This is a genomic window from Streptomyces tirandamycinicus (assembly GCF_003097515.1).
Classification (GTDB): domain Bacteria; phylum Actinomycetota; class Actinomycetes; order Streptomycetales; family Streptomycetaceae; genus Streptomyces; species Streptomyces tirandamycinicus.
Genome location: NZ_CP029188.1, coordinates 2,684,828 through 2,705,497 on the forward strand (window position 1 = coordinate 2,684,828; position 20,670 = coordinate 2,705,497).

General features: G+C 73.3%; 17 protein-coding genes and 1 riboswitch. Of the genes, 3 read left to right on the forward strand and 14 right to left on the reverse strand.

Annotated elements, in window-relative coordinates:
- Positions 1–249: 249 nt before the first annotated feature.
- The 9 genes from DDW44_RS11845 to DDW44_RS11885 all read right to left on the reverse strand — a co-directional run bounded on the left by DDW44_RS11845 (position 250) and on the right by DDW44_RS11885 (position 10,931).
- Positions 250–1,557 (reverse strand): SAM-dependent methyltransferase, encoded by a 1,308-nt coding sequence (locus DDW44_RS11845; protein ID WP_108906381.1) that lies wholly within the window; start codon positions 1,555–1,557, stop codon positions 250–252.
- A 202-nt stretch (positions 1,558–1,759) separates the two neighbouring features.
- Positions 1,760–3,139 carry an NAD(P)/FAD-dependent oxidoreductase gene (locus DDW44_RS11850; protein ID WP_051437127.1) on the reverse strand — a complete coding sequence of 460 codons (1,380 nt, stop codon included), beginning with the start codon at positions 3,137–3,139 and terminating at the stop codon, positions 1,760–1,762.
- Between the two features lie 411 nt (positions 3,140–3,550).
- Positions 3,551–4,492: a Ppx/GppA phosphatase family protein gene (locus DDW44_RS11855; RefSeq protein ID WP_017945797.1), complete on the reverse strand. Its 942-nt coding sequence runs from the start codon at positions 4,490–4,492 to the stop codon at positions 3,551–3,553.
- Positions 4,489–5,067, reverse strand: coding sequence for a DUF501 domain-containing protein (locus DDW44_RS11860; RefSeq protein ID WP_017945796.1), 579 nt, complete (start codon positions 5,065–5,067; stop codon positions 4,489–4,491). Before DDW44_RS11860 ends, DDW44_RS11855 begins: the two co-directional genes overlap by 4 nt.
- 95 nt (positions 5,068–5,162) lie before the next feature.
- Positions 5,163–5,627 (reverse strand): FtsB family cell division protein, encoded by a 465-nt coding sequence (locus DDW44_RS11865; RefSeq protein ID WP_017945795.1) that lies wholly within the window; start codon positions 5,625–5,627, stop codon positions 5,163–5,165.
- Between the two features lie 144 nt (positions 5,628–5,771).
- Positions 5,772–7,058, reverse strand: a complete 1,287-nt coding sequence (gene eno / locus DDW44_RS11870; RefSeq protein ID WP_017945794.1) for a phosphopyruvate hydratase — start codon at positions 7,056–7,058, stop codon at positions 5,772–5,774.
- A 374-nt stretch (positions 7,059–7,432) separates the two neighbouring features.
- Positions 7,433–8,092, reverse strand: a complete 660-nt coding sequence (locus DDW44_RS11875) for a LysM peptidoglycan-binding domain-containing protein (RefSeq protein WP_017945793.1) — start codon at positions 8,090–8,092, stop codon at positions 7,433–7,435.
- A gap of 3 nt (positions 8,093–8,095) precedes the next feature.
- Positions 8,096–8,259: riboswitch (cyclic di-AMP (ydaO/yuaA leader) on the reverse strand.
- 256 nt (positions 8,260–8,515) lie between these two features.
- Positions 8,516–9,472: a transglycosylase family protein gene (locus DDW44_RS11880; RefSeq protein WP_108906382.1), complete on the reverse strand. Its 957-nt coding sequence runs from the start codon at positions 9,470–9,472 to the stop codon at positions 8,516–8,518.
- Positions 9,473–9,635: 163 nt separating this feature from the next.
- Positions 9,636–10,931 carry a cytochrome P450 family protein gene (locus tag DDW44_RS11885; protein ID WP_108906383.1) on the reverse strand — a complete coding sequence of 432 codons (1,296 nt, stop codon included), beginning with the start codon at positions 10,929–10,931 and terminating at the stop codon, positions 9,636–9,638.
- A 108-nt stretch (positions 10,932–11,039) separates the two neighbouring features.
- On the opposite strand from DDW44_RS11885, the gene DDW44_RS11890 reads away from it, so the two are divergent.
- The gene (locus tag DDW44_RS11890; protein WP_026281664.1) at positions 11,040–11,669 is read left to right on the forward strand and encodes a Uma2 family endonuclease; all 630 of its coding nucleotides are present in this window, start codon (positions 11,040–11,042) and stop codon (positions 11,667–11,669) included.
- A 130-nt stretch (positions 11,670–11,799) separates the two neighbouring features.
- On the opposite strand, the gene DDW44_RS11895 is transcribed toward DDW44_RS11890, so the two are convergent.
- Complete coding sequence (locus DDW44_RS11895; protein WP_108906384.1) at positions 11,800–12,798, reverse strand: nucleoside triphosphate pyrophosphohydrolase; 999 nt, start codon at positions 12,796–12,798, stop codon at positions 11,800–11,802.
- Positions 12,799–12,950: 152 nt separating this feature from the next.
- Entirely contained in the window at positions 12,951–13,604 is a 654-nt protein-coding gene (locus DDW44_RS11900; RefSeq protein ID WP_027733336.1) for a SurA N-terminal domain-containing protein, read from the reverse strand.
- Positions 13,605–13,839: 235 nt separating this feature from the next.
- On the opposite strand from DDW44_RS11900, the gene DDW44_RS11905 reads away from it, so the two are divergent.
- Positions 13,840–14,496: a DUF4230 domain-containing protein gene (locus DDW44_RS11905; protein WP_244224006.1), complete on the forward strand. Its 657-nt coding sequence runs from the start codon at positions 13,840–13,842 to the stop codon at positions 14,494–14,496.
- Between the two features lie 265 nt (positions 14,497–14,761).
- The gene (locus DDW44_RS11910) at positions 14,762–15,658 is read left to right on the forward strand and encodes a class I SAM-dependent methyltransferase (protein WP_017945787.1); all 897 of its coding nucleotides are present in this window, start codon (positions 14,762–14,764) and stop codon (positions 15,656–15,658) included.
- A gap of 129 nt (positions 15,659–15,787) precedes the next feature.
- Here DDW44_RS11910 and DDW44_RS11915 read toward each other — a convergent pair whose 3' ends face one another.
- From DDW44_RS11915 to DDW44_RS11925, 3 genes are all read right to left on the reverse strand, one after another.
- Positions 15,788–17,326, reverse strand: coding sequence for a serine/threonine-protein kinase (locus DDW44_RS11915; RefSeq protein WP_108906386.1), 1,539 nt, complete (start codon positions 17,324–17,326; stop codon positions 15,788–15,790).
- Positions 17,323–18,024, reverse strand: a complete 702-nt coding sequence (locus DDW44_RS11920) for a hypothetical protein (protein ID WP_108906387.1) — start codon at positions 18,022–18,024, stop codon at positions 17,323–17,325. The genes DDW44_RS11915 and DDW44_RS11920 overlap by 4 nt, the downstream gene beginning before the upstream one ends.
- Positions 18,025–18,381: 357 nt before the next feature.
- Positions 18,382–20,445 carry an N-6 DNA methylase gene (locus DDW44_RS11925; RefSeq protein WP_244224007.1) on the reverse strand — a complete coding sequence of 688 codons (2,064 nt, stop codon included), beginning with the start codon at positions 20,443–20,445 and terminating at the stop codon, positions 18,382–18,384.
- Between the last annotated feature and the right edge of the window lie 225 nt (positions 20,446–20,670).

Here is a 20,670-nt window from a genome sequence, read left to right on the forward strand (position 1 = left end):
GGCCGGGCCCCGCGAAGGGGCCCGGCCCGGGTGCCTGCGGGTCCCGGTCCGCGAGGCCGGCCCTCCCCAGCCCGGCAAGGTGCGGGCCCCGGCCCGGGAAGGCGCGGGTGCCTGCGGGTCCCGGCCCGGGAAGGCCCGGGTGCCTGCGGGTCCCGGCCCGGGAGGCCGGCCCGCCCCGTTTCGGGAAGGCGCGGGGCCCGGCCCGGGCAGGCGCGGAGGTGCCGGCTCACCGCGCCCGCCCCCGGGAGGTCAGCCCGCCCCGGTCTCGGTCCAGCCGCGTGCTCTGAGCGGCAGGCCCGAGCCGCCGCCGTCCCGGCACCGCACCGCGAGGATCTGGTTGACCCCGATCCTGTTGCGCTCGAAGGACACGGCCGACGCGGCCATGTAGAGGCGCCAGATCCGCGCACGGCCGGGCGAGGAGTGCCGTACCGCCCGCTCCCGGTCGGCCTCCAGGTTCGCCACCCAGGCCCGCAGCGTGAGGGCGTAGTGCTCGCGCAGCGACTCGACGTCGCGGGCCTCGAAGCCGGCCTCCTCCAGGATGGACAGGGTCCTGCCGAGCGGTGCCAGCTCCCCGTCGGGGAAGACGTAGGCGTCGATGAAGTCGTCCACGTGATAGGCCGCTTCGTCCTGCTCGGGGCGGCGCGCGATCTGGTGGTTGAGCAGCCTCCCCCCGGGCCTCAGCAGCCCGTGGAGCACATCGGCGTACTCCCGGTAGCGGACGGACCCGACGTGCTCGGCCATACCGATGGACGAAATCGCGTCGTACGGGCCGTCCTTGACGTCCCGGTAGTCCTGGACCCGGATCTCGACGCGGTCGGTCAGCCCCTCCTCGGCGATCCGCTTGCGGGCGTACGCGGCCTGCTCCCTGGACAGGGTGACGCCGGTGACCCGGGCGCCGTACTCCGCCGCCGCGTGCAGCGCCATCGAGCCCCAGCCGCAGCCGACGTCCAGCAGCCGGTCGCCCTCGCGCAGGGCGAGCTTGCGGCAGACCAGGTCGAGTTTGTCGCGCTGGGCGTCCTCGAGGGTGCCCCCGTCCCGCCAGTAGGCGCAGGAGTACACCATCGACGGTCCGAGCACCTGCTCGTAGAAGGCGTTGCCGACGTCGTAGTGGTGGCTGATCGCCTGCCGGTCGCGCGCCTTGGTGTGCAGCGGGCCGCGGCGCCCGGCGATCTCCTCCGCGGGCGGCGGCACCGGCAGCCAGCAGCGGGGCCCGGCGAGGGCGGTCAGCTCCCGGACGGCCGAGCGGAACCGCGGGTCGCCCAGCGAGCGCAGCCCGGGGCCGGGCTCGGAGCGCTCCCAGATCGCCCCGGCGAGCCGCCCCAGGGCCTCGTACAGATCGCCCTCGACATCGATCTCACCGGCCACCCAGCCCCGGGCCAGGCCCAGTTCGCCCGGCTTCCACAGCAGCCGGCGCAGGGCCCGCCGGTGCCGGATGACGAGGACCGGGCCGTCGGCGGGACCGGACTCGCTTCCGTCCCAGGCGCGGATGCGGATCGGGGGTGGTTCTCCCAGTAGTTCCTCGGCGAGAGCGGTGAGCCGCGAAGCGGCATCGGCCATGGCGCACACCTCCGTGACGCTGTTTGACGGAAATGCCCAACACCACGTAAACGCCGTCGGCGCGCGGACGCAGTCCCCCTGATGGGCAAATGGACGGCAAAACAGACAACTTCCCCGTACGCAGCGTGCCCAAAGTACGCCGAAGGGGCCGTCCGCACCACGGATGGCGGACGGCCCCTTCGGGGGTACTACGGCGGGGAGGTCAGGAGGCCTTGGCCTTCTCCGGGGCGGGACGGGCCGCCGCCGGGGCGGGCCTGGCCGCCTCGTAGAACTCCTCGCGCGGCGACTCGATCGCGCCGAGCGAGACGACCTCGCGCTTGAGGAACATCGCGAGCGTCCAGTCGGCGAAGACGCGGATCTTGCGGTTCCAGGTCGGCATCGCCAGGCCGTGATAGCTGCGGTGCATGTACCAGGCCAGCCGGCCCTTGAGCTTGATCTTGACCTTGCCCATGACGATCATCGCGACGCCCTTGTGCAGGCCGAGACCGGCGACCGCACCCTTGTTGGCGTGGCTGTACTCCTTCTGCGGGAAGCCCCGCATACCGGAGATCACGTTGTCGCCGAGGACCTTCGCCTGACGCAGCGCGTGCTGGGCGTTCGGCGGGCACCAGGCGTTCTCGACACCGGCCTTGCGGGCGGCGAGGTCCGGGACCTGGGCGTTGTCGCCCGCGGCCCAGATGTAGTCGGTGCCCTGCACCTGGAGCGTCGGCTTGGTGTCGACGTGGCCGCGCGGGCCGAGCGGCAGGCCGAAGCGGGCCAGGGCCGGGTTCGGCTTGACGCCGGCGGTCCACACGACGGTGTTGGAGTCGACCTCAAGGCCGTTCTTCAGCACCACGTGGCCGTCCACGCAGGAGTCCATGGAGGTGTTGAGGTAGATCTCGATGCCGCGGGACTCGAGGTGCTCCTTGCCGTACGTGCCGAGCTTGGGCCCGACCTCGGGAAGGATCTTGTCGGCGGCGTCGACGAGGACGAAGCGCATGTCCTCGCGCTTGACGCTCTTGTAGTACTTGACCGCGTCGCGGGCCAGGTCCTCGACCTCGCCTATCGTCTCGGCACCGGCGAAGCCGCCGCCGACGAAGACGAAGGTCAGCGCCTTGCGGCGGACCTCCTCGTCGGTGGTGGAGTCGGCCTTGTCCAGCTGCTCCAGGACGTGGTTGCGCAGGCCGATGGCCTCCTCGATGCCCTTCATGCCGATGCCCTGCTCGGCGAGGCCGGGGATCGGGAAGGTGCGGGAGACCGCGCCGAGCGCGATGACCAGGTAGTCGAAGGGGAGCTCGTAGGCCTCGCCGACGAGCGGCGCGATCGTGGCCACCTTGCGGTCCTGGTCGATGGTGGTGACCCGGCCGGTGAGTACCTCGGCCTTGGGCAGCACGCGTCGCAGCGGGACGACGACGTGCCGCGGCGAGATGCTGCCGGCGGCGGCTTCGGGGAGGAAGGGCTGGTACGTCATGTACGACCGCGGGTCGACGACCGTGACGGTCGCCTCCCCGTACCGCATCTTCTTCAGAATGCGACGAGCTGCGTACAGGCCTACGTACCCACCGCCTACTACGAGGATCCTGGGACGCTCCGTGGTGCTCATGCCATCGAGTATCCACCCCCCTTGGAGGGGGTGCTCGTGAGCCCCTTCACAAGCATGGGGGGACCCTCTGCTACACTCCGCCGCCCACGTGATCCAGGTCATGGCACTCGTCGGGAACACCGGTACGGCGGCGGACGTTGCTCAGGGCCGCTGAGCTGGCCCCACGCCCTCCGCGGAAGGCGGACAGGGGCCGGTTTCCATGGGTACGCAGCACGGCAGTCACCTGCCGGAGCGCGGTAGAACGGGCCGAGTTGGGCACAAAAACAGGCCCAGCGGGCCCTCCAGGGGCACTTTCGACGGCCGGCTGGACCCTTTTCCTTGTGAAGAACTTCACGAACTTTCTCGCGGACAGCGCTCCGGCGGCCGGAAAACAGCCGTCGGGGCCCCTGCCCGGACCGGCTCCGCCCCGGCTCAGACGAGGGAGAGCGCGATGCCGTCGAGGATGTCGTGCTCCGAGACGACGACCTCCGGCACCCCGGCACGATCCATGATCGCGAGCAGCACCAGGGCACCCGCGACGATCACGTCGACCCGCCCGGGGTGCATCACCGGGATCGCGGCCCGCTCGTCGTGGGTGGAGCGGACCAGCCGCTCGGTGATCTCCGCGACCCGGTCGCGGGAGATCCGCGCGTGGTGGATCGCCTCCGAGTCGTACGCGTCCAGGCCCAGCGCGATACCGGCGACGGTGGTGACCGAGCCGGCCAGGCCCACCAGGGTGCTCGCCTCGCGGATCGGCACGGTCCGCCCGGCCAGGTCCAGCGCCGCCTCGATGTCCGCCCGCACCGCGGCGATCTCCTCCGGCGCCGGAGGGTCGCTGCGTACATGACGCTCGGTCAGCCGGACGCAGCCGATGTCGACCGAGCGGGCCGCCTCGACCCGCCCGCGGCCGATGACGAACTCGGTCGAACCGCCGCCGATGTCCACGACCAGCCGCTCCTCGTGGCCCGGCAGCCCCTTGGTGGCTCCGGTGAAGGAGAACTCGGCCTCCTGGTCGCCGCTGATCACCTCGGGCTCGACCCCGAGGATGCCGGCCACGCCGTTCACGAACTCGTCGCGGTTCTCCGCGTCCCGGGAGGCGGAGGTGGCCACGAAGCGGATCCTCCCCCCGCCGCCCCCGGCGGAGGGCGCCTCGACGCCGTACTCCTTGATGATTCCCGCGTACTCCCGGCAGGCCGCGAAGGTGCGTTCCAACGCCTCGGGGGCCAGCCGGCCGGTGCGGTCGACACCCTGGCCGAGCCGGACGATGGTCATTCGCCGGTCCAGCTCCACGAGTCCACCCGTCGAGGGGTCCACGTCGGCGACGAGCAGGCGGATCGAGTTGGTGCCGCAGTCGACGGCGGCGACGCGGGTCATGCGGGGTCCTCCGTTCCGGTGGATGCGCCGCCGTCCGCGCCGGCGTCCGCGCAGTCCCCCGCACCCGCGGCCACGCACGGGCCCTTGGCCCACCACTCGGGGAGCATCGCGATGGCCTCGTCGCCCAGCGGGTTCACCCCGGGACCGGCCGCGAGCGAGTGGGCGACCAGGACGTGCAGGCACTTCACCCGGTCCGGCATGCCGCCGGCGCTCGGGAAGCCCTTCAGCTCCTCGATCTCGTCCCGGCGCCGGACGTAGTCCTCGTGCGCCGCCCGGTACGCCGCCGCCAGGTCGGGGTCGTTCTCCAGGCGCTCGGTCATCTCCTTCATCACGCCGTTCGCCTCCAGCGTGCCGATGGCCGAGGCCGCACGCGGGCAGGTCAGGTAGTACAGCGTCGGGAAGGGGGTGCCGTCCTCCAGCCGCGGTGCCGTCTCGACCACGTCGGGCCGCCCGCAGGGGCAGCGGTGGGCGATGGCCCGCAGACCGCGCGGCGGGCGGCCGAGCTGCTCCTTGAACGCGGCGATGTCCTCCGCGGTGGGCGGGGTGGGCGCGGTGCTCGGCGGGGGCGTGTCCATGGGATGTGTATGTCTCTTCGTCGGTTCGGTGAATGGGCTGAGGGCTGTCCCCGGCGTCGCGCGCCGGCCCGGTCGAGCGCGGTTCGCCGTCCCGGCTAGCGTCGCGCGTCGGCCCGGTCGACGCCGTCCCAGACGTTCGAGTACCAGGGCCGGCCGCGGCCCTGCTCCTCGGCGCGGGGCATCCGGTCGGCCCGCGGGTCGGCCATGATGTACCCGGTCTCGCCGGGCAGGACCATGTGCAGGTGCTCCCGGGCCAGCCGCATGACGTACGCGTCGTCCCGGAGGCGGGCCTTCTCGTCGCGCAGCCGCTCGACGCGCTCGCGGGCCTGGGCGGCCAGCCGCCGCTGCTCGGCGATCTCGTTCCGCTGCGACACGTACGCCCGCATCGGATACGCGAGCGCGACGATCATCGAGCATACGACGAGGGCGAGGAAGGCCGCCCGGCCGGTGAGCCGGGAGCGCCGGGCCTGGCGGCGGGTCTGCGAACGGTAGACGCGGGCGGCGGTCTGCTCACCGAGCAGCCGCAGCCTGGTCGCGGTGGAGAACCGGTCCCGGGCCATCTGTGCGCCTCCCCTTCACGTGCGTACGTCCCCGCACACGGTACGGGACCGTGTGCGGGGACGTACGCAACCAGCCTTCCGCCGGGTCCGGGCGGAGCCGTCCGTGCCCGGCGCCGGGCACGGCCCTCGAAGCGGGGGCCCGGCTCAGCCCTTGAAGCGGGGGAACGCGCTGCGGCCGGCGTACACCGCGGCGTCGTCGAGGATCTCCTCGATGCGCAGCAGCTGGTTGTACTTGGCGACGCGCTCGGAACGGGCCGGGGCGCCGGTCTTGATCTGACCGCAGTTGGTGGCGACGGCCAGGTCGGCGATGGTGACGTCCTCGGTCTCGCCGGAGCGGTGGGACATCATGCACTTGAAGCCGCTGCGCTGGGCCAGCTCGACGGCGTCGAGGGTCTCGGTCAGCGAGCCGATCTGGTTGACCTTGACCAGGAGGGCGTTGGCGGCGGCCTCGTCGATGCCGCGGGCCAGGCGCTCGGGGTTGGTCACGAACAGGTCGTCGCCGACCAGCTGGACCTTGGCGCCGAGCCGCTCGGTGATCGTCTTCCAGCCGTCCCAGTCGTCCTCGAACAGCGGGTCCTCGATCGAGACCAGCGGGTAGGCGGAGACGAGCTCCTCGTAGTACTCGGTCATCTCGGCGGCCGAGCGGGCCTTGCCCTCGAACTCGTAGGCGCCGTCCTTGTAGAACTCGGAGGCGGCGACGTCGAGCGCGAGCGCGATGTCCTTGCCGGGCGCGTACCCGGCCTTCTTGATCGCCTCGAGGATGAGGTCGAGGGCCTCGCGGTTGGAGCCCAGGTTGGGGGCGAAGCCGCCCTCGTCGCCGAGGCCGGTGGAGAGCCCCTTCTCCTTCAGGACCTTCTTCAGGGTGTGGTAGACCTCGGTGCCCCAGCGCAGGGCCTCGGAGAAGGACTCCGCCCCGATCGGGGCGATCATGAACTCCTGGATGTCCACGTTGGAGTCGGCGTGCGAGCCGCCGTTGAGGATGTTCATCATCGGAACGGGCAGCAGGTGCGCGTTCGGGCCGCCGAGGTAGCGGAACAGCGGCAGGTCGGATGCCTCGGAGGCGGCGTGCGCGACGGCGAGGGAGACACCGAGGATCGCGTTGGCGCCGAGGGAGGACTTGTCCGGGGTGGCGTCGAGGTCGAACATCGCCTGGTCGATCAGGCGCTGCTCGGTGGCGTCGTATCCGACCAGCTCGGGGCCGATCTGCTCGATCACGGCCAGGACGGCCTTCTCGACACCCTTGCCCAGGTAGCGGTTCGGGTCGCCGTCGCGGAGCTCGAGGGCCTCGAAGGCGCCGGTGGACGCGCCGGACGGAACGGCAGCACGGCCGGTGCTGCCGTCGTCGAGGCCGACCTCGACCTCGACCGTGGGGTTGCCTCGGGAGTCCAGGATTTCCCGGGCTACGACGACGTCGATGGACGGCACGAGCATCTCCTTCTGGGATGTGACGCGTGAGGTGACACAGGCGGAGCCGTGTCGGTGCAGGGTCCCTTTGGCCTTGCGGCAAGAGCCTAACCGCCTGGCGGGCATCGGTCGGCAGATGCCCGCCCCGTGGGACGAAAAAGCGGACCGAACCGGCAAATGCCCCGGCCGCTGCGAGACTCCCGTGCCCGCGCGACCGCGGGGTGTAAGGGGAGGCCGCGTGCGGCCGGGGCGGGGGTGCGCACGGTCCGGTGGTCCGCCGGGCCCACCGGAGCGGAGGGTCGGCCCCGGCGGCACCGCCGGACGGGGCCGACCGGTCCCGCGCCGCCCGACGTCGGTCCGGACGGCGCGGGACCTGGTCCGGGGGCCGAGGGCCCGGGGTGTCAGCTCAGGTGGAGCTTCTGGCCGGGGTGGATGACGTTCGCGTCGTCCACGATGTCCTTGTTCAGCTCGAACAGCTTCTGCCAGCCGCCCTTGACCTTCCGGTCCTCGGCGATCTTGCTGAGGGTGTCGCCGGCCTTGACCGTGTACTCGCCGTCGCCCTTCTTCACCGGGGCGGCCGCACGCTCGGAGCGGGTGGTCGGGGCCTCGGCCCGCTTCGGGGCGGGCTCGGCCTTCGGCGCGGCGGCCTTGGGGGCGGCCGGAGCGGCGCCGTCGTACGCGGCGTTCGACAGGCCGGTGCCGCAGTGCGGCCAGGCACCCTTGCCCTGGCCCGCCAGGACCTTCTCGGCGATCTGGATCTGCTGCGCCTTGCTCGCCTTGTCGGCGGTGGAGGCGAACGCGGTACCCCCGTAGGCGGCCCAGGTGGAGGCCGAGAACTGCAGCCCGCCGTAGTAGCCGTTGCCGGTGTTGATCGACCAGTTGCCGCCGGACTCGCACTGGGCGACGGCGTCCCACTCGGAGGCGGTGGCGGCGGACGCCGTACCCGAGGCCATCAGCGGGGCGGCGATGGCGGCGCCGGCGACACCGGCGAGCGTGACGACACGGGTGGACCGCTGGAAGACCGTCGGGCGACGGTGCTTGCCCTTGCCGGAAAGCAGCATCGAAGTTCTCCTCACCGACGCCTGCGAGGTGAGCTGTCGGGTTCGGGCCGATGTGGTGCCCGGCCGCGCGACGAGCGCACGGCTCCACCCCTAGCCGGGCAGCCCTGCTCGGGCCGGTCCGGCACTTACCTTGGGTCCCCCGCTCCTGCCTTCGGCGCTTGCGCGACGACTGTTCCCGACGGCCGCCGGCAGGATTCGGCGTGCGGTCGACGGGGCCCGCGTTGCGAGCGGTTCAGACCGTAGACACACGTCTCCCCGATGTTCAAAGACGAACATCGGGGAGAAATCGCCCATATCTGATGGAGCAACATGTCCGTTTTCGCAGATGAGAGCCTTGATGACCGGAGTTGACCGCCCTGCGGCGCCAGTTGACCGGAAGAGACTCTTGTCTCACTCGAACAGAACGGGACATAAGCGCCCGAACTACTGGGGCAACTCGCCCTTCTCCAGGCCGAGATCGAGGCTCTGGCCAGGCAGGATGAGGTCGGCGTCGGCGCCGACGACATCCCGGTTCGTCTCGTAGAGGGCGGGCCAGCCGCCGGGCACCGCGTTGGCGTCGGCGATCGACGAGAGGCTGTCGCCGCTGCGGACGACGTACCCATCTCCCGCCGCTGCGCCCTCTCGTGCGGATTCGTCACCTCGCGAGGCATGACGCCCTGAATCACGCTCATCGCCCGAATTGCCCGACTCTCCCGCCTCGGTGGCGGGGATACCCCGGTGCTTGCCCGTGCCCCCGTCGGCGGCGTCGGCCGGCTCCTGCGGGCTCTCGCCGTTCCCGGCGGGCTCCGAGGACTCCCCCGTGGGCTCGGCAGGCAGAGCGCCCTCCGGGGACCCGGAGGGCGGGGCGGACGGCTCGGGCGAGGACACGCCCGCGCCCGGCTCGGCGCCGGCGGCCGAGGGGGCCCCGGCCTGCGGCTCGGGCGCGGCGGCCGCACCGTCGCCGAACGAGGGCGCCTTCACCAGGCCGCCCAGCGGGTCGGTGGACGGGGTGCCGGCCGGCTGGGAGCCCGCGGCCAGACCCGTGATCACACCGCAGCTCTGCCATGCGGAGGCACCCTGGGCGGCGAGCACCATCTCGGCGACGGAGATCTGCTCGGCGGGGCTGGCGAGGTCGGCGCGCGGCGCGTAGGCGGTGCCGCCGTAGGCCTCCCAGGTCTCCTGGGACATCTGGAGGCCGCCGTAGTAGCCGTTGCCGAGGTTGGCGCCCCAGTCGCCGCCGCTCTCGCAGTCGGCGACCCGGTTCCAGGTGGCGGTGTCGGCGGCGGAGGCGGTACCCGCACCGAGCAGCGGGATGGCGATGGCCGATCCGGTCACCCCTGCCGCGACGATGAGGGCGGGGGCCTGACGAGGTCGGCGGTGGCGGCCGTTCCCGGACAGCATGCGGTGTGCCTTCCGTGTGACTACAGAAAACTCCCGGGACCGTCGAGGCGGTTGAAACCTCGATGGCCCGGAGTCGGGGTGAACGTAGCCGCCTTCCCGCCTCAGTCACAAGTCGATGCAGCGGAGATCACGCAAAAGTCACAGCCTTGACGTACCGTCAGATTCAGCGGGGGGTGAATTCAACGGGCAGAGTGCGCAATCCGCGCATGATGAGTCCCCCACGCCACCGCAATTCCGACGGATCGACCGCAAGCCGCAAGTCGGGCAGCCTGCCGAGGAGAGCCGCCAGCGCGGTCCGCCCCTCCAGCCGTGCGAGCGGCGCCCCCAGGCAGTAGTGGATGCCGTGCCCGTACCCGAGGTGCGGGTTGTCCCGCCGGCCGAGATCGAGGGTGTCGGGCTCCGCGAACCGCTCCGGGTCCCGGTCCGCGGCGGCCAGCACCACGAGGACCGGGTCGCCGGCGGAGATCTCCCGCCCGCCGAGGGTCAGCGGCTCGGTCGCGAAGCGCCAGGTGGCGAGCTCCACCGGCCCGTCGAAGCGCAGCAGCTCCTCCACACCGGTCGCCAGCAGGCCGGTCTCGCCCGCGGCCAGCGAGTCCTGGAGCCGCCGCCGCTGCCCCGGATCGCGCAGCAGCGCGTACATACCGTTCCCGATCAGGTTCACCGTCGTCTCGAACCCGGCGAAGAGAAGGATGAAGGCCATGGCCGCGGCCTCGTTCTCGGTGAGGTGCTCGCCGTGGTCGGACGCCTTGATGAGTCCCGAGATCAGGTCGTCGCCGGGCGCCTCCCGCTTGCGGTGGATCAGCTCGGCCAGATAGCCGCGCATCCTCTTCACCGACCGGGCGACACCGCCGCGCGGCCCGCCGCCGTGACGGATCATCATTCCGGCCCAGTCGCGGAAGTCGTCCTGGTCCTCGCGGGGGACGCCGAGCATGTCGCAGATGGCGTAGATGGGGAGCGGAAAGGCGAACTCGTGGATGAGGTCCGCGTGCCCCCGCTGCGCGAAACCGTCGATCAGCCCGTCCGTCAGCTCCTGCACCCGCGGGGCGAACTCGGCCACCCGGCGCGGGGTGAACGCCTTGGACACCAGCCGCCGCAGGCGGGTGTGGTCCGGCGGGTCGATGTTCAGCAGATGCGTCATCAGCTCCGCCTTGCGCTCCCCCGGGATCCCCGTCTTCCCCTTCGCGTGCGCGGGCTCGTCGTGGTGCGCCGGGTTCTTGCTGAGCCGCTGGTCCGCGAGGGCCTGCCGGGCGTCCGCGTACCGGGTCACCAGCCACGCCTCCACCCCGCTGGGCAGCCGGGTCCGGTGCACCGGCGCGTGCTCCCTGAGCCAGGCGTAGGCGGGGTAGGGGTCGGTGGCGAACTCCCAGGTGAAGAGCTCGGGGGCGGCGGGGACGCCGGGAACGGTGGGAACGGTGGGGACGCCGGGGACGCCGGGGACGCGGGACGGCTGGTCGTGCATGGGTCGACGTTAACCCGGGAGGGGTCGGTCATCCGTTCGGCTGACCTCTCGCCGTTCCCCGTGGGTACGCTGACCGTACCCGCGAGACTCCGTCACATGGGAGCGCTGATGAGTGCCGCAGCCGAGGACCGGAGGGACGACCGGGACGACCGGGAGGAGCAGTATGCCTTCCCGGTCCCGCCCCCCGGTGGGTGGACGGCGGACGACCTCGACCGGATCAAGGGTCTCCCGCCGCACACCGAGCTGATCGACGGGGGACTGTTCTTCGTGACTCCGCAGACCGATTTCCACATGGCCGCGCTGAGGCTGCTGGAGAACGAACTGGTGCGGCAGGCACCGGACGACCTCTACGTCGTCCGGGAGATGACCACCAAGCTGGGCGAGCGCGACCGACCGGAGCCCGATCTCATGGTGGTTCCGTGGCGGGCCCGCACGGGGCCGGAGCAGACCTGGTACGCCCCGGACGACATCCTGCTCGCGGTCGAGATCGTCTCCGACGAGTCAGTCCAGCGCGACCGCGAACTCAAGCCCCGCAAGTACGCGGCGGCCGGCATCCGGCACTTCTGGCGGGTCGAGAAGAACGACGGCCTGCCCGTGGTCTACGTCTACGAACTCGATCCCGCGACGCGCTCCTACGCCGTCACGGGCATCCACCACAACCGGCTCAAGGTCGACGTCCCCTGCCCCGTCGAGATCGATCTCACCGCCGTGGAGCGGCGGCGCGGAACACGGGACTGACGCGCCCGCCCGCCCGGACGACCTCCGCGTCGGCGTCGGCGTCGGCGTCGGCCCGTTTCGGTCCCGGGCCGGGGTCGCGGTCGTCTCGGTCCCGGCTGCGGTCCGGCTGCTCCGGTCCCGGCCCGGGGCCTCACTGCCGGGCGGCGGCCTCCGCGGTGCGGATCGCGTCACGGTAGGCGCGGGCCGCGGCACGGAGGGCGGCCTCCGGGTCGTAGCCCTCGGCCTCCGCACGTACGGCCATGGCGAGCAGCTGGTACCCGACGGCGCGGTCGCCGTCCTCCGTGGGCAGTTCCACGTCCAGCCCGGCGGTCCGCACCCGGCCCGCCAGCTTCGCGGCGAGAGCGAGTCCCGGCTGACCGAGCGGGATGCCGTCGGTCACCGACTCCCGCTGCTTCTCGACCGCCTTGGTGCGCAGCCAGTGCTCCTTGACGTCCTCCGGGGTCTCGGCACGGGCGTCACCGAAGACGTGCGGGTGGCGGTGGATGAGCTTGTCGACGATCGTCCCGGCGACGTCGTCGATCGAGAACGCCTCGTCCCCCTCCGCACCGCTCGCCTCCTGGGCGATGCGCGCGTGGAAGACGACCTGGAGAAGCACGTCGCCGAGCTCCTCCCGCAGCTCGTCGCGGTCCCCGTCCTCGATGGCCTCGACGAGTTCGTACGCCTCCTCGATGCCGTACTTGGCGAGGCCCTTGTGGGTCTGCTGCGAGGACCACGGGCACTCGCGGCGGATCCGGTCCATGACCTGGACGAGATCGAGCAGCCGGGCGCCCGGGAGGTCGTAGGAGCCGGGCAGCAGTTCCAGCTCCGGCATGGACACCCGGCCCGAGCCGGCCATGCGGGCCAGGCCGTCGGTGAGCGCCCGGTCGCCCTCACCGGCCGCGAGGACCACCGCGGTCCGGCCTCCCGCGCAACCGTCCACCAGCTCCTGCGCGGTGGGCGCGGCGATCTCCACGTCGACGCCCGCCTCCCTCAGGTACGGAAGTTGCGGGTGCTCCGCGTCGGCGCACAGCACGCGGTCGGCGGCACGCAGGGTCCGCCACGCCGGCCAGGACAGCAGTCCGGGCGCGACGCGGTGGCTGGCGGTGAGCAGGACGATTCGGCCGGGCTCGACGGGCGCTTCAGCGTTCACCCCTCGACCTTACGCCGGGGCGGACGGGCACCGGGGCCGGGCCCTGAGGTCCGGTGAGGGCACCTCACCGCTGCCCTCCGGCAGGGCCGCGGCCGGGCCGCCTCACCACGCGGAGAAGCCCGGGAGGCTGCGCCGCGCCCCGGGCGGCCCGGCTACGCCCCGGCCTGGATGCCCTCCTGCGGCCTGGTGACCTGGGTGATCCACGGGGCCTTGTAGTCGCCGAGCTGGATCTTCGCGTCGTCCCAGGTGCCGTACCGCGGGTTCACGTCGATCGCGAGCTCCTTGGACGCGGCCGTCAGCGCGGCACCGACCTTCTGCTGGCCCTCCGGAGTGCCGAGGTCGGCGTCCAGCGCCCGGGCCAGCCCGGTCAGCAGGACCTCCTCGCGCACCGCCTGGTCGATCTGGTCCGGGGCGACCCCGCGCTGCTGGAGCAGCATCGCGGCGAGCTGCTCCTCGCCGCCGGACTGCCGGGCCGCGGCCGCCCGGGCGTCCTGGACCTGCTTGCGGGAGGCGGTGACGCCACTCTCCTCCGCCGCGTGCTCCAGGATGCGGTCGAAGATCATCCCGTGCAGCTTGGCCCGGTTGAGCTGCCCGGTGTTCTTGATCAGCTGAGCGGCCTCGGGCGACGTCTCCTGGGCCGCCCGCACGTCCCGCACCTCGGCCTGGAGCGCGGACACCTCGATGCGGTCGCCCCCGACGACGGCCGCGGCGCCCGGGTGCGCGTCGTTCCCGCAGGCGGCGAGCAGGGGCGCCGCCGAGACGAGCGCGGCGGAGAGGGCGAGCGCGGTGCGACGGCGGCGGTGCAAAGGGGCCTCCCGGCGTGCGGTGGTGATCGTGACGCGGAGCGTTTGTGACGCGGTGCACAAAGACCTTGCGGTGATCGATGGTAGGCAGTCGGCGTGGTGCAGGCCACCACTTCGCCGCCACTGATTCGGTCAACGATCCGGGACCGCTCGGGGTGCGGTGCCGCGTACCGGTTCCGCACGGGCACGCCTGATCGGCGGCGGCCGGGGCATCCGTAGGGCGAGGGAGGGCCGGGCTATGGGTGCGGTGAGGTCTGTGTCGTGGTGGGTGAAGGTACCGGTCGGCATCCTGCTGGTGGCCGCGCTGCTGGTGGCGGGGGCGCAGCTGCGGGGGCTGCCGGGGCTGCCGGGGTTCGGCGCCCTGTTCGGTGAGCAGACGCGGGACCGCTCCGGGCCGGCCGTCCTGGAGTCGGTCCAGGACCTGAGCCGCTACCAGGCGGCCACGGGGAACTTCCAGGTGGTGGTGGACCTGGAGAAGGACACCAAGTACGTACCGGACGTGCTGCGGGGGACCAGGGTCCTGTACGTCGGGGCGGGCAGCGTGGACGCGTACGTCGACATGGGGGCGCTCGGGGAGAAGGACGTCGTCGTGAACGAGGAGCGCACCGCCGCGACGATCCGGCTCCCGCACGCCGTCCTGGAGCGGCCGGCGCTCGACCCCGACCGCTCCTACGCGGTCTCCAAGCAGCGCGGGCTGCTCGACCGGCTCGGCGACCTCCTCTCCGACAACCCCAACAGCGAGCAGGCGGTCCAGCAGCTCGCGGTGCGGCACATCGCCACCGCCGCGAAGGAGAGCCGTCTCACGGCACAGGCGGAGCGGAACACGACACGGATGCTGGAGGGGCTGCTGCGCTCGCTCGGGTTCAGCAAGGTGACGGTGGTCTACGGGACGTGAGAGCCGTCCGGCCGCCCGGTCGCCCGGCTGGGCGCGCGGGCGCCGGTGCGCGGGCGCGGTCTGCGGTGCGCGGGCCGTGCGGGCCGTCGGCCCAGGGCGCGGGTCGGGCCCGGTGGCGGGCCCCGTGGCGGGCCCGGCCGGCCCGGGACGAGGTCCGGCCCGCTACCCGCTGTACGGGCGAGTCAACGGAAGGACACCAAGACTTCACCCGAATGGCCCCCCTTGGTGGCCTCTTGAGCGGAAATCGCGGCGTAACCTCCCGGCCATGCCTTCCCTCCTGAGCAACCGGCTGGCGAAGCGGATGCTGCGACCGGCCTTCTCACTGGTGGAACAGCGCCTTGAGCGTGCGACCACCGCACTCCAGGCAGACCTCGACGCGCTCCACCACGAAGTGGCCGACCTGCGGCGGCAGAGCTACGGGCTCGGGCTACTGCTCGACCACGCCGGACGGGACGGCCACCGGATGGCCACCGCCACCCAACTGGACACGCTGGTCCGGGAGGTGACCACCGTGACCGGCGCGTCCGGCGAGCACGCGCGCCGCGATCTGACGGTGGCGTACCGCACGGTGGTGGCCCTCGAGGCGCTGGGCGTCGGCCGGATGGCGGGCTCGACCTCGGACATCTGCGGGAAGCTGGCGACCGTGCCGCTGCTGGCCCCGCCGAACGAGGAGGTGCTGGAGATCGGCACCCAGCACGGGCTGTTCGCGGCCGCCCTGCTGCGCATGCTGCACCGCGCGGGTGTCGAGCCGCGGCTGACGGTCGTCGACCCGCTGGCCGGCGCCCTCGTGCCGTCGGGCACCGCGCCCGCCCCGGTCAGGGAGGACGTCGTGCGCGCCAACCTGGCGCTGTGCGGGAGTCGTTCGGGCGCCCAGGCCCGGCTCCTCCGGGGTGAGTCCGGCGACACCGGTGTCCGTGCGGAGGTGTCCGACCGGCGCTACGGCGTGGTCGTCCTGGCCGGTGATCCCTCCGTGGCGGGGGTACTCGCGGATCTCCGCCTCGCGGAGGAACTCGCCGCCGAAGGCGCCGTCGTCGTCCTCGACGGACACGGCGACGACACGCGCCCCGGCGTCGGCGAGGCCCTCGCCAAGCGCGTTGCCGACGGCTCCCGGCTGAGGATCCTGGGCGTCGTCGCGGGAACGGCGTTCCTGCGGGCCGAGTGAGGCCCGCCCGGCGGGGTGGTGGCCGGACGCAGTGGCAGTGTCCGAGCCGGGTGACAGCCGCCGGGCCGCGCCGGTGACGCCCACGGGCCGCGAGCCGCCCGGTCCGGAAGCGGCCGTGCCCCGGCCCGCTCAGCCGGTGCGGAACCGGCGCTGGCGTTCCAGCGACCGGCGCAGCTCGACGGCGAGCGGATGGCCGGGGCCGTACACGCGTTCCGTGTCGAACAGCAGGTTCCGCAGCTGCTGATGCCCCGCGGTGTGGTCGCCCATCGCCAGCAGCAGATGCCCCATCCGGTTCCGGATGTCGAAGGCCCGGGAGGGGTCTCCCCCGGTCCCGTGGTGGTTCTCGTAGTAGGGGAGTACCGCGCGGTACTCGGCCAGCGCCGCGGCCGTCTCCCCGAGTTGCTCCAGGCACTGTGCCGCGTCGTAGCGGAACTGCAGCGTCTGCGGGTCGCCCGGGCCCGCCTCCGCGGCCCGGTCGTCGGCGAGGCGGCGCAGCTCGGGCAGGGCCCGGCGGTACTGGCCGTCGTCCATAAGCGTCGTCGCGTACTGCTTGCGCAGGATCCGGACGACCGGGGACCGCTCCCCGTGCTCCGCGGCGGCGGCCGGGAGGATGCCGCCGAGGATGTCCACGGCGCGGGTGATGCTGCCCTCGCCCAGCAGGCGCTTGACCTCGTCGACCGCTGCGGCGACATCGGGGCGGTCGGCCACCGGGGCCGCGGCCGCCACCACGCGCGGGTCGGGTGGCGGCGGGGCCGTCGCCCGGTCCGGCCAGGGCGCGTGCGGGCGCAGGAAGGGGCGCGTGGGGTCGAGCGGCCCGCCGGGCGCGGCCTGCCGCGCGGGCAGCAGCGGCGCCAGCGCCTCGTACACCTCCTGGGCGCCCGAGGGACGGCGCTGCGGGTCCTTGGCGAGCATCCGCAGCACCAGCGCCTCCAGCCGCTCGGGGACCTCGGGCCGGAGCTGACGGACCGGCAGCGGCGGCTCGTAGAGGTGGCGGTGGAGCACGCCCAGGGCGGTGGAACCCGCGAAGGGCACATTGCCGCTGAGCAGTTCGTGGAGCAGCACGCCGAGGGCGTACAGGTCCGTGTAGGGCCCGACGGCGCCGCCCATGGCCTGCTCGGGCGCCATGTACGCCGGGCTGCCGATCGGCGACCCGGTGTGGGTGAGCCGGGTGGTGTCCGTGTCGATGACCGACGCCACACCGAGGTCGAGGACGGTGACCGTGCCGTCCGGCTTCACCATCACGTTCCTCGGCTTGAGGTCCCGGTGGACGATCGGGACGGCGTGCACGGCGCCGAGGACGGAGCACAGCTGGGCGGCGACGGAGACGGCCCACTCCCAGGGGTACGGGTCGTGCTCGGCGAGGTGGTCGGCGAGGTCGGCGCCCTCGACGTACTGCATGACGAGGTACAGGTCGTCACCGTCGCTGCCCGCGTCGTGCACGGTGACCAGGCCCGGGTGGGTCACCTGGGCGGTGACGCGGCACTCCCGGACGAAGCGGCGCCGCATCTCCTCCGCGGCCGTGGCGGGTGCCATGTGGTCGGGGCGGAGCAGCTTCACCGCCACGCGGCGGTCGAGCCGCTGGTCGTAGCCCGTCCAGACCTGGCCCATGCCGCCCTGGCCTATGACGGTGGAGAGTTCGTAGCGCCCGGCGATGACGCGTCCGTTCACCGGTCACCGCCGTCGGGGCGGGGCTCCCTGCGCAGGAGGTCGCTGAGTTCGTCGAGTTCGGCACGGACCTGGTCGATGCGGCGGTTCGGCTCATGCCCCGCTGCCGGTCCGGGGGCGGGGCCCGCGGCGGACGGCTGCGGGCCGGACTGCGAGGGCGGCTGCGGCTGCGGCAGCGGGCCGGACTGCGAGGGCGGCTGCCGCGGTACGGGAGGCTGCTGCGCCGGCCGGGCGTACGGGTTCGCCGCCGCCCCGGTGGGCCCGGCCGGCGGATAGCCGTACCCCGCCACGGGCGGCTGCGGCGGCAGGCCGTAGCCGCCCGCCGGGCCCCCGCCGGACTTGAGCCGCTCGTAGTGCCGGGTCTCCGCCATCACGTAGTACGTGATCGTCCCGACCATCACCACCGTGATCCAGCCGAGGATGGTGTAGCCCACGGGGTCGGAGATCTCCTCGTCCCCGGGGGCGGAGAGGCCCGCGAAGACCAGCATGCCCACGTTGGCCGCGACGGTGGCGCAGAAGAGGAACCAGTCGACCGGCTTGCGGGTGACGATCGCCAGCCGCAGCATCGGCACCCAGGCGAGCAGGCTGCAGCTCATCACGGCCATCGCGATGAAGAGCACGCGCAGGGCGATCAGCGTGCCCTCGGCGGGGCGCCCGGCGGGTCGAGGCGGGTAGCCGTGGCCGTGGCCGTGGCCCTGCATGGCTGCTCCTGGGACTGGTGCGTTCACTGGTGCGTTCACTGGCGTGAGTTCACGGACTGCTCGTCCTGCGACGACGGCTCATCGGACGAGGCCACGAGTTCACGAGGTCCGAGCGTATACATCGACACCGGCGTACGGCCGTGGGTTGTACCGAACCGTTGTTGAACCGATCACGCGGCGGCCGGCCCGCCCGCCGGCCTGCGCCCGGCCGCGCCCCGGCCTTGGCCCGGCCCCGCTCAGGCGCCGCCCGGTTCCGCCCCGGTTCCGCTCAGGCGCCGCCCCGGGCTACCCCCAGACCTCGTTCGGACCTCGTCCAGCCCTCGTCCAGCCCTCGCTCAGGCCTCGCTCAGCCCTCGCTCAGGCCTCGACCGTGCCGTCGGTCAGTCCGTCGTACAGCCCCTGCACCAGCTGCTCGCCCAGCCGCCCCACGCTGCGCAGCGCGGACTCGAACTCGGCGAGTGCCCGGAAGCGGTCCCCGTAGCGCCGCTGTTCGGCGAGCGGCAGGCGGGGCAGCTGGAGACGGCGCACATCGAGCCGGGTGGCGGTGGAGGCGTAGCTGCTCGCCTGCCGGTTGTTCGCGGTGCCGCGCAGGAAGCCGGCGAGGAACCAGGGGTCCAGTGCCGCGGGATCGGGGCGCAGCAGCTGGAGGTTGCGGCCGAGCGCGGCTCCGGCGGTCGCCTCGTCGACGACGCGGGCCGACGGGCCGGCGCCGAGGACGGGCACGACGACGTCTCCGGCCCGGAGCAGGACCGGTTCCACCGGGTCCTCGCCGGGTGCCCGCCCTTCGGGGAGGGCCCCCGAGGGTGCGGTGCCCTCGTGGACGTCGTGCTCGGTGAGGACGGGCACGGTCCCGGTGCCGGTCCCGGTGCCGCCGGACCGGAGTTCGAGTGCTCCCGCACGGACCAGTTCGCCGACGGTGGTGCCGGGGCGCAGCGACGCCCCTGCCGCCGCCGGCGCTGCGACCTCCGGCGTGAGGTCGCGGACGAGCCTCAGCGTCTCGGTCAGCCGCTCGCGCACGCCGGTGAGTTCGGCCGCGCCCCCACCGGCCGCGGGCGGAGGCAGATGACGGGCCGGAGCCAGGTCCACGTCGTCGTCGAGGAGTTCGATGACGGGCACGGCACGGCTCCTGCCGGGCCGCTCCGGCACACCGCCGTCGCGGTCGAACGGCTGCCAGGCCTCGAGGACGGCGCGGTGCACCCCCTGCCAGTCGAGTTTGCCGCGGCCGCCGCCCGGCTCCGCGAGTTCGGCGGTGTCGACCAGGAGCACCTCCTGCCCCGGGCGGTCACCGGCGACCGGGCGGCGCAGTACCCAGAGGTGGAGCGGAATGCCGTAGGGCGGTGCCGCCCCCGCCGGCAGGGAGACGACGGCACGCAGCGCCCCGCGCCGCAGCAGGTCCGCCCTGATCCGGCGGCCCGACTTGCGCGACGCGACGGCCGGCGGCATCAGCAGCACCGCGGTGGCGCCCGGGCGCAGCCGGGCGAGCGCGTGCTGCACCCAGGCCAGTTCGGACTCGGTGCGGGCCGGGAAGCCGTACTCCCAGCGGGGGTCGTACGCGAGTTCTTCGTGGCCCCAGTTGCGTTCGTTGAACGGCGGGTGGCAGAGCACCGCGTCGGCGGCGAGCCCGGGGAAGGCGTCGGCGCGGAGGGCGTCGCCGGCGGCCGCCCGGATGTCGGCGTCGCCGTGCAGGGCGAGGCGCACCGCCGTGAGCGACGCCAGCTCGGGGTCCGTGTCCTGTGCGTAGAGAGCGGCGGGCTGCCGTACGGCGCGCAGCAGTCCGCCCGTGCCGGAGGCGGGGTCGAGCACGGTCCTGCCAGGGATGTCCGCCCCGGCCAGGGCGGCCATCAACTCGGCCGGACCTGCCGGAGTGAGCGTGTACTGGCGGGGGTTGGCGTCCAGGTGGCGGCCGAGCAGGAACTCGAACGCCTGGCGGGCCCCGGTCTCGGCGGCGAGCTCGGCCGAGCCCCTCATGAGCGGCACGGATCCTTCCAGCTCGGCGGCGGAGGGGGTCGGCACGGCAGAGCGCCGGTCCCCGAACCGGGCCGTGAGCACCGTGTCGAGTGCGGCGGGGAGCATGGTGAGCAGCCGCTTGTCCGACACCGCGGCCAGCTCCAGCCAGGCGGTGGGGCGGTCACGTACCAGCAGGAGCAGGCAGCCCGCATGCCCCAACGCCGTGACGGCGCCCGCCGGGTGGCCGGAGAGCTGCTGCCAGACCCTTTCCCGCAGCGGGACCTCGGCGAGCTTGCCCTGGGCGCGCAGCCACCGCTCGACCTCGTGGAGCGCGAAGGACGGGCTGGTCTCGGTGCCGCCGACGGGCCTGGGGAAGTCGGCGTGCCGGCGCCGCCAGTTGCTGACCGCGGCGCGCCCGACGCCCGCCAGGCGGGCGATTCCGGCAGCGGTCACCTCTGCTGCGTTCTCCGGCACGGTTGCTCCTGTTCTCCGTCGGCGTCTCGATGTTCCCGTCCCCCGTCCCCCGTCCCCCGTCCCCGTCCCCGTCGGCGACCCTCTCGGCGAACCCGTCGGCGAACCCCTCGACGACCGGTTCTGCGCCGACCGCACGCGTCCGTCGGGGCAGGTGTCCGCCGGGCAACCGGTCCCTGCCGGGCAACCGGTCTCCGCCGGGCAACCGGTCCCCGTCAGCGGCCGGCG

Coding starts and splice junctions, on each gene's coding strand:
- DDW44_RS11845 (WP_108906381.1), bottom strand. CDS start 1,557: ATGGCCGATGCCGCTTCGCGGCTCACCGCTCTCGCCGAGGAACTACTG.
- DDW44_RS11850 (WP_051437127.1), bottom strand. CDS start 3,139: ATGAGCACCACGGAGCGTCCCAGGATCCTCGTAGTAGGCGGTGGGTAC.
- DDW44_RS11855 (WP_017945797.1), bottom strand. CDS start 4,492: ATGACCCGCGTCGCCGCCGTCGACTGCGGCACCAACTCGATCCGCCTG.
- DDW44_RS11860 (WP_017945796.1), bottom strand. CDS start 5,067: ATGGACACGCCCCCGCCGAGCACCGCGCCCACCCCGCCCACCGCGGAG.
- DDW44_RS11865 (WP_017945795.1), bottom strand. CDS start 5,627: ATGGCCCGGGACCGGTTCTCCACCGCGACCAGGCTGCGGCTGCTCGGT.
- eno (WP_017945794.1), bottom strand. CDS start 7,058: ATGCTCGTGCCGTCCATCGACGTCGTCGTAGCCCGGGAAATCCTGGAC.
- DDW44_RS11875 (WP_017945793.1), bottom strand. CDS start 8,092: ATGCTGCTTTCCGGCAAGGGCAAGCACCGTCGCCCGACGGTCTTCCAG.
- DDW44_RS11880 (WP_108906382.1), bottom strand. CDS start 9,472: ATGCTGTCCGGGAACGGCCGCCACCGCCGACCTCGTCAGGCCCCCGCC.
- DDW44_RS11885 (WP_108906383.1), bottom strand. CDS start 10,931: ATGCACGACCAGCCGTCCCGCGTCCCCGGCGTCCCCGGCGTCCCCACC.
- DDW44_RS11890 (WP_026281664.1), top strand. CDS start 11,040: ATGAGTGCCGCAGCCGAGGACCGGAGGGACGACCGGGACGACCGGGAG.
- DDW44_RS11905 (WP_244224006.1), top strand. CDS start 13,840: ATGGGTGCGGTGAGGTCTGTGTCGTGGTGGGTGAAGGTACCGGTCGGC.
- DDW44_RS11910 (WP_017945787.1), top strand. CDS start 14,762: ATGCCTTCCCTCCTGAGCAACCGGCTGGCGAAGCGGATGCTGCGACCG.
- DDW44_RS11920 (WP_108906387.1), bottom strand. CDS start 18,024: ATGCAGGGCCACGGCCACGGCCACGGCTACCCGCCTCGACCCGCCGGG.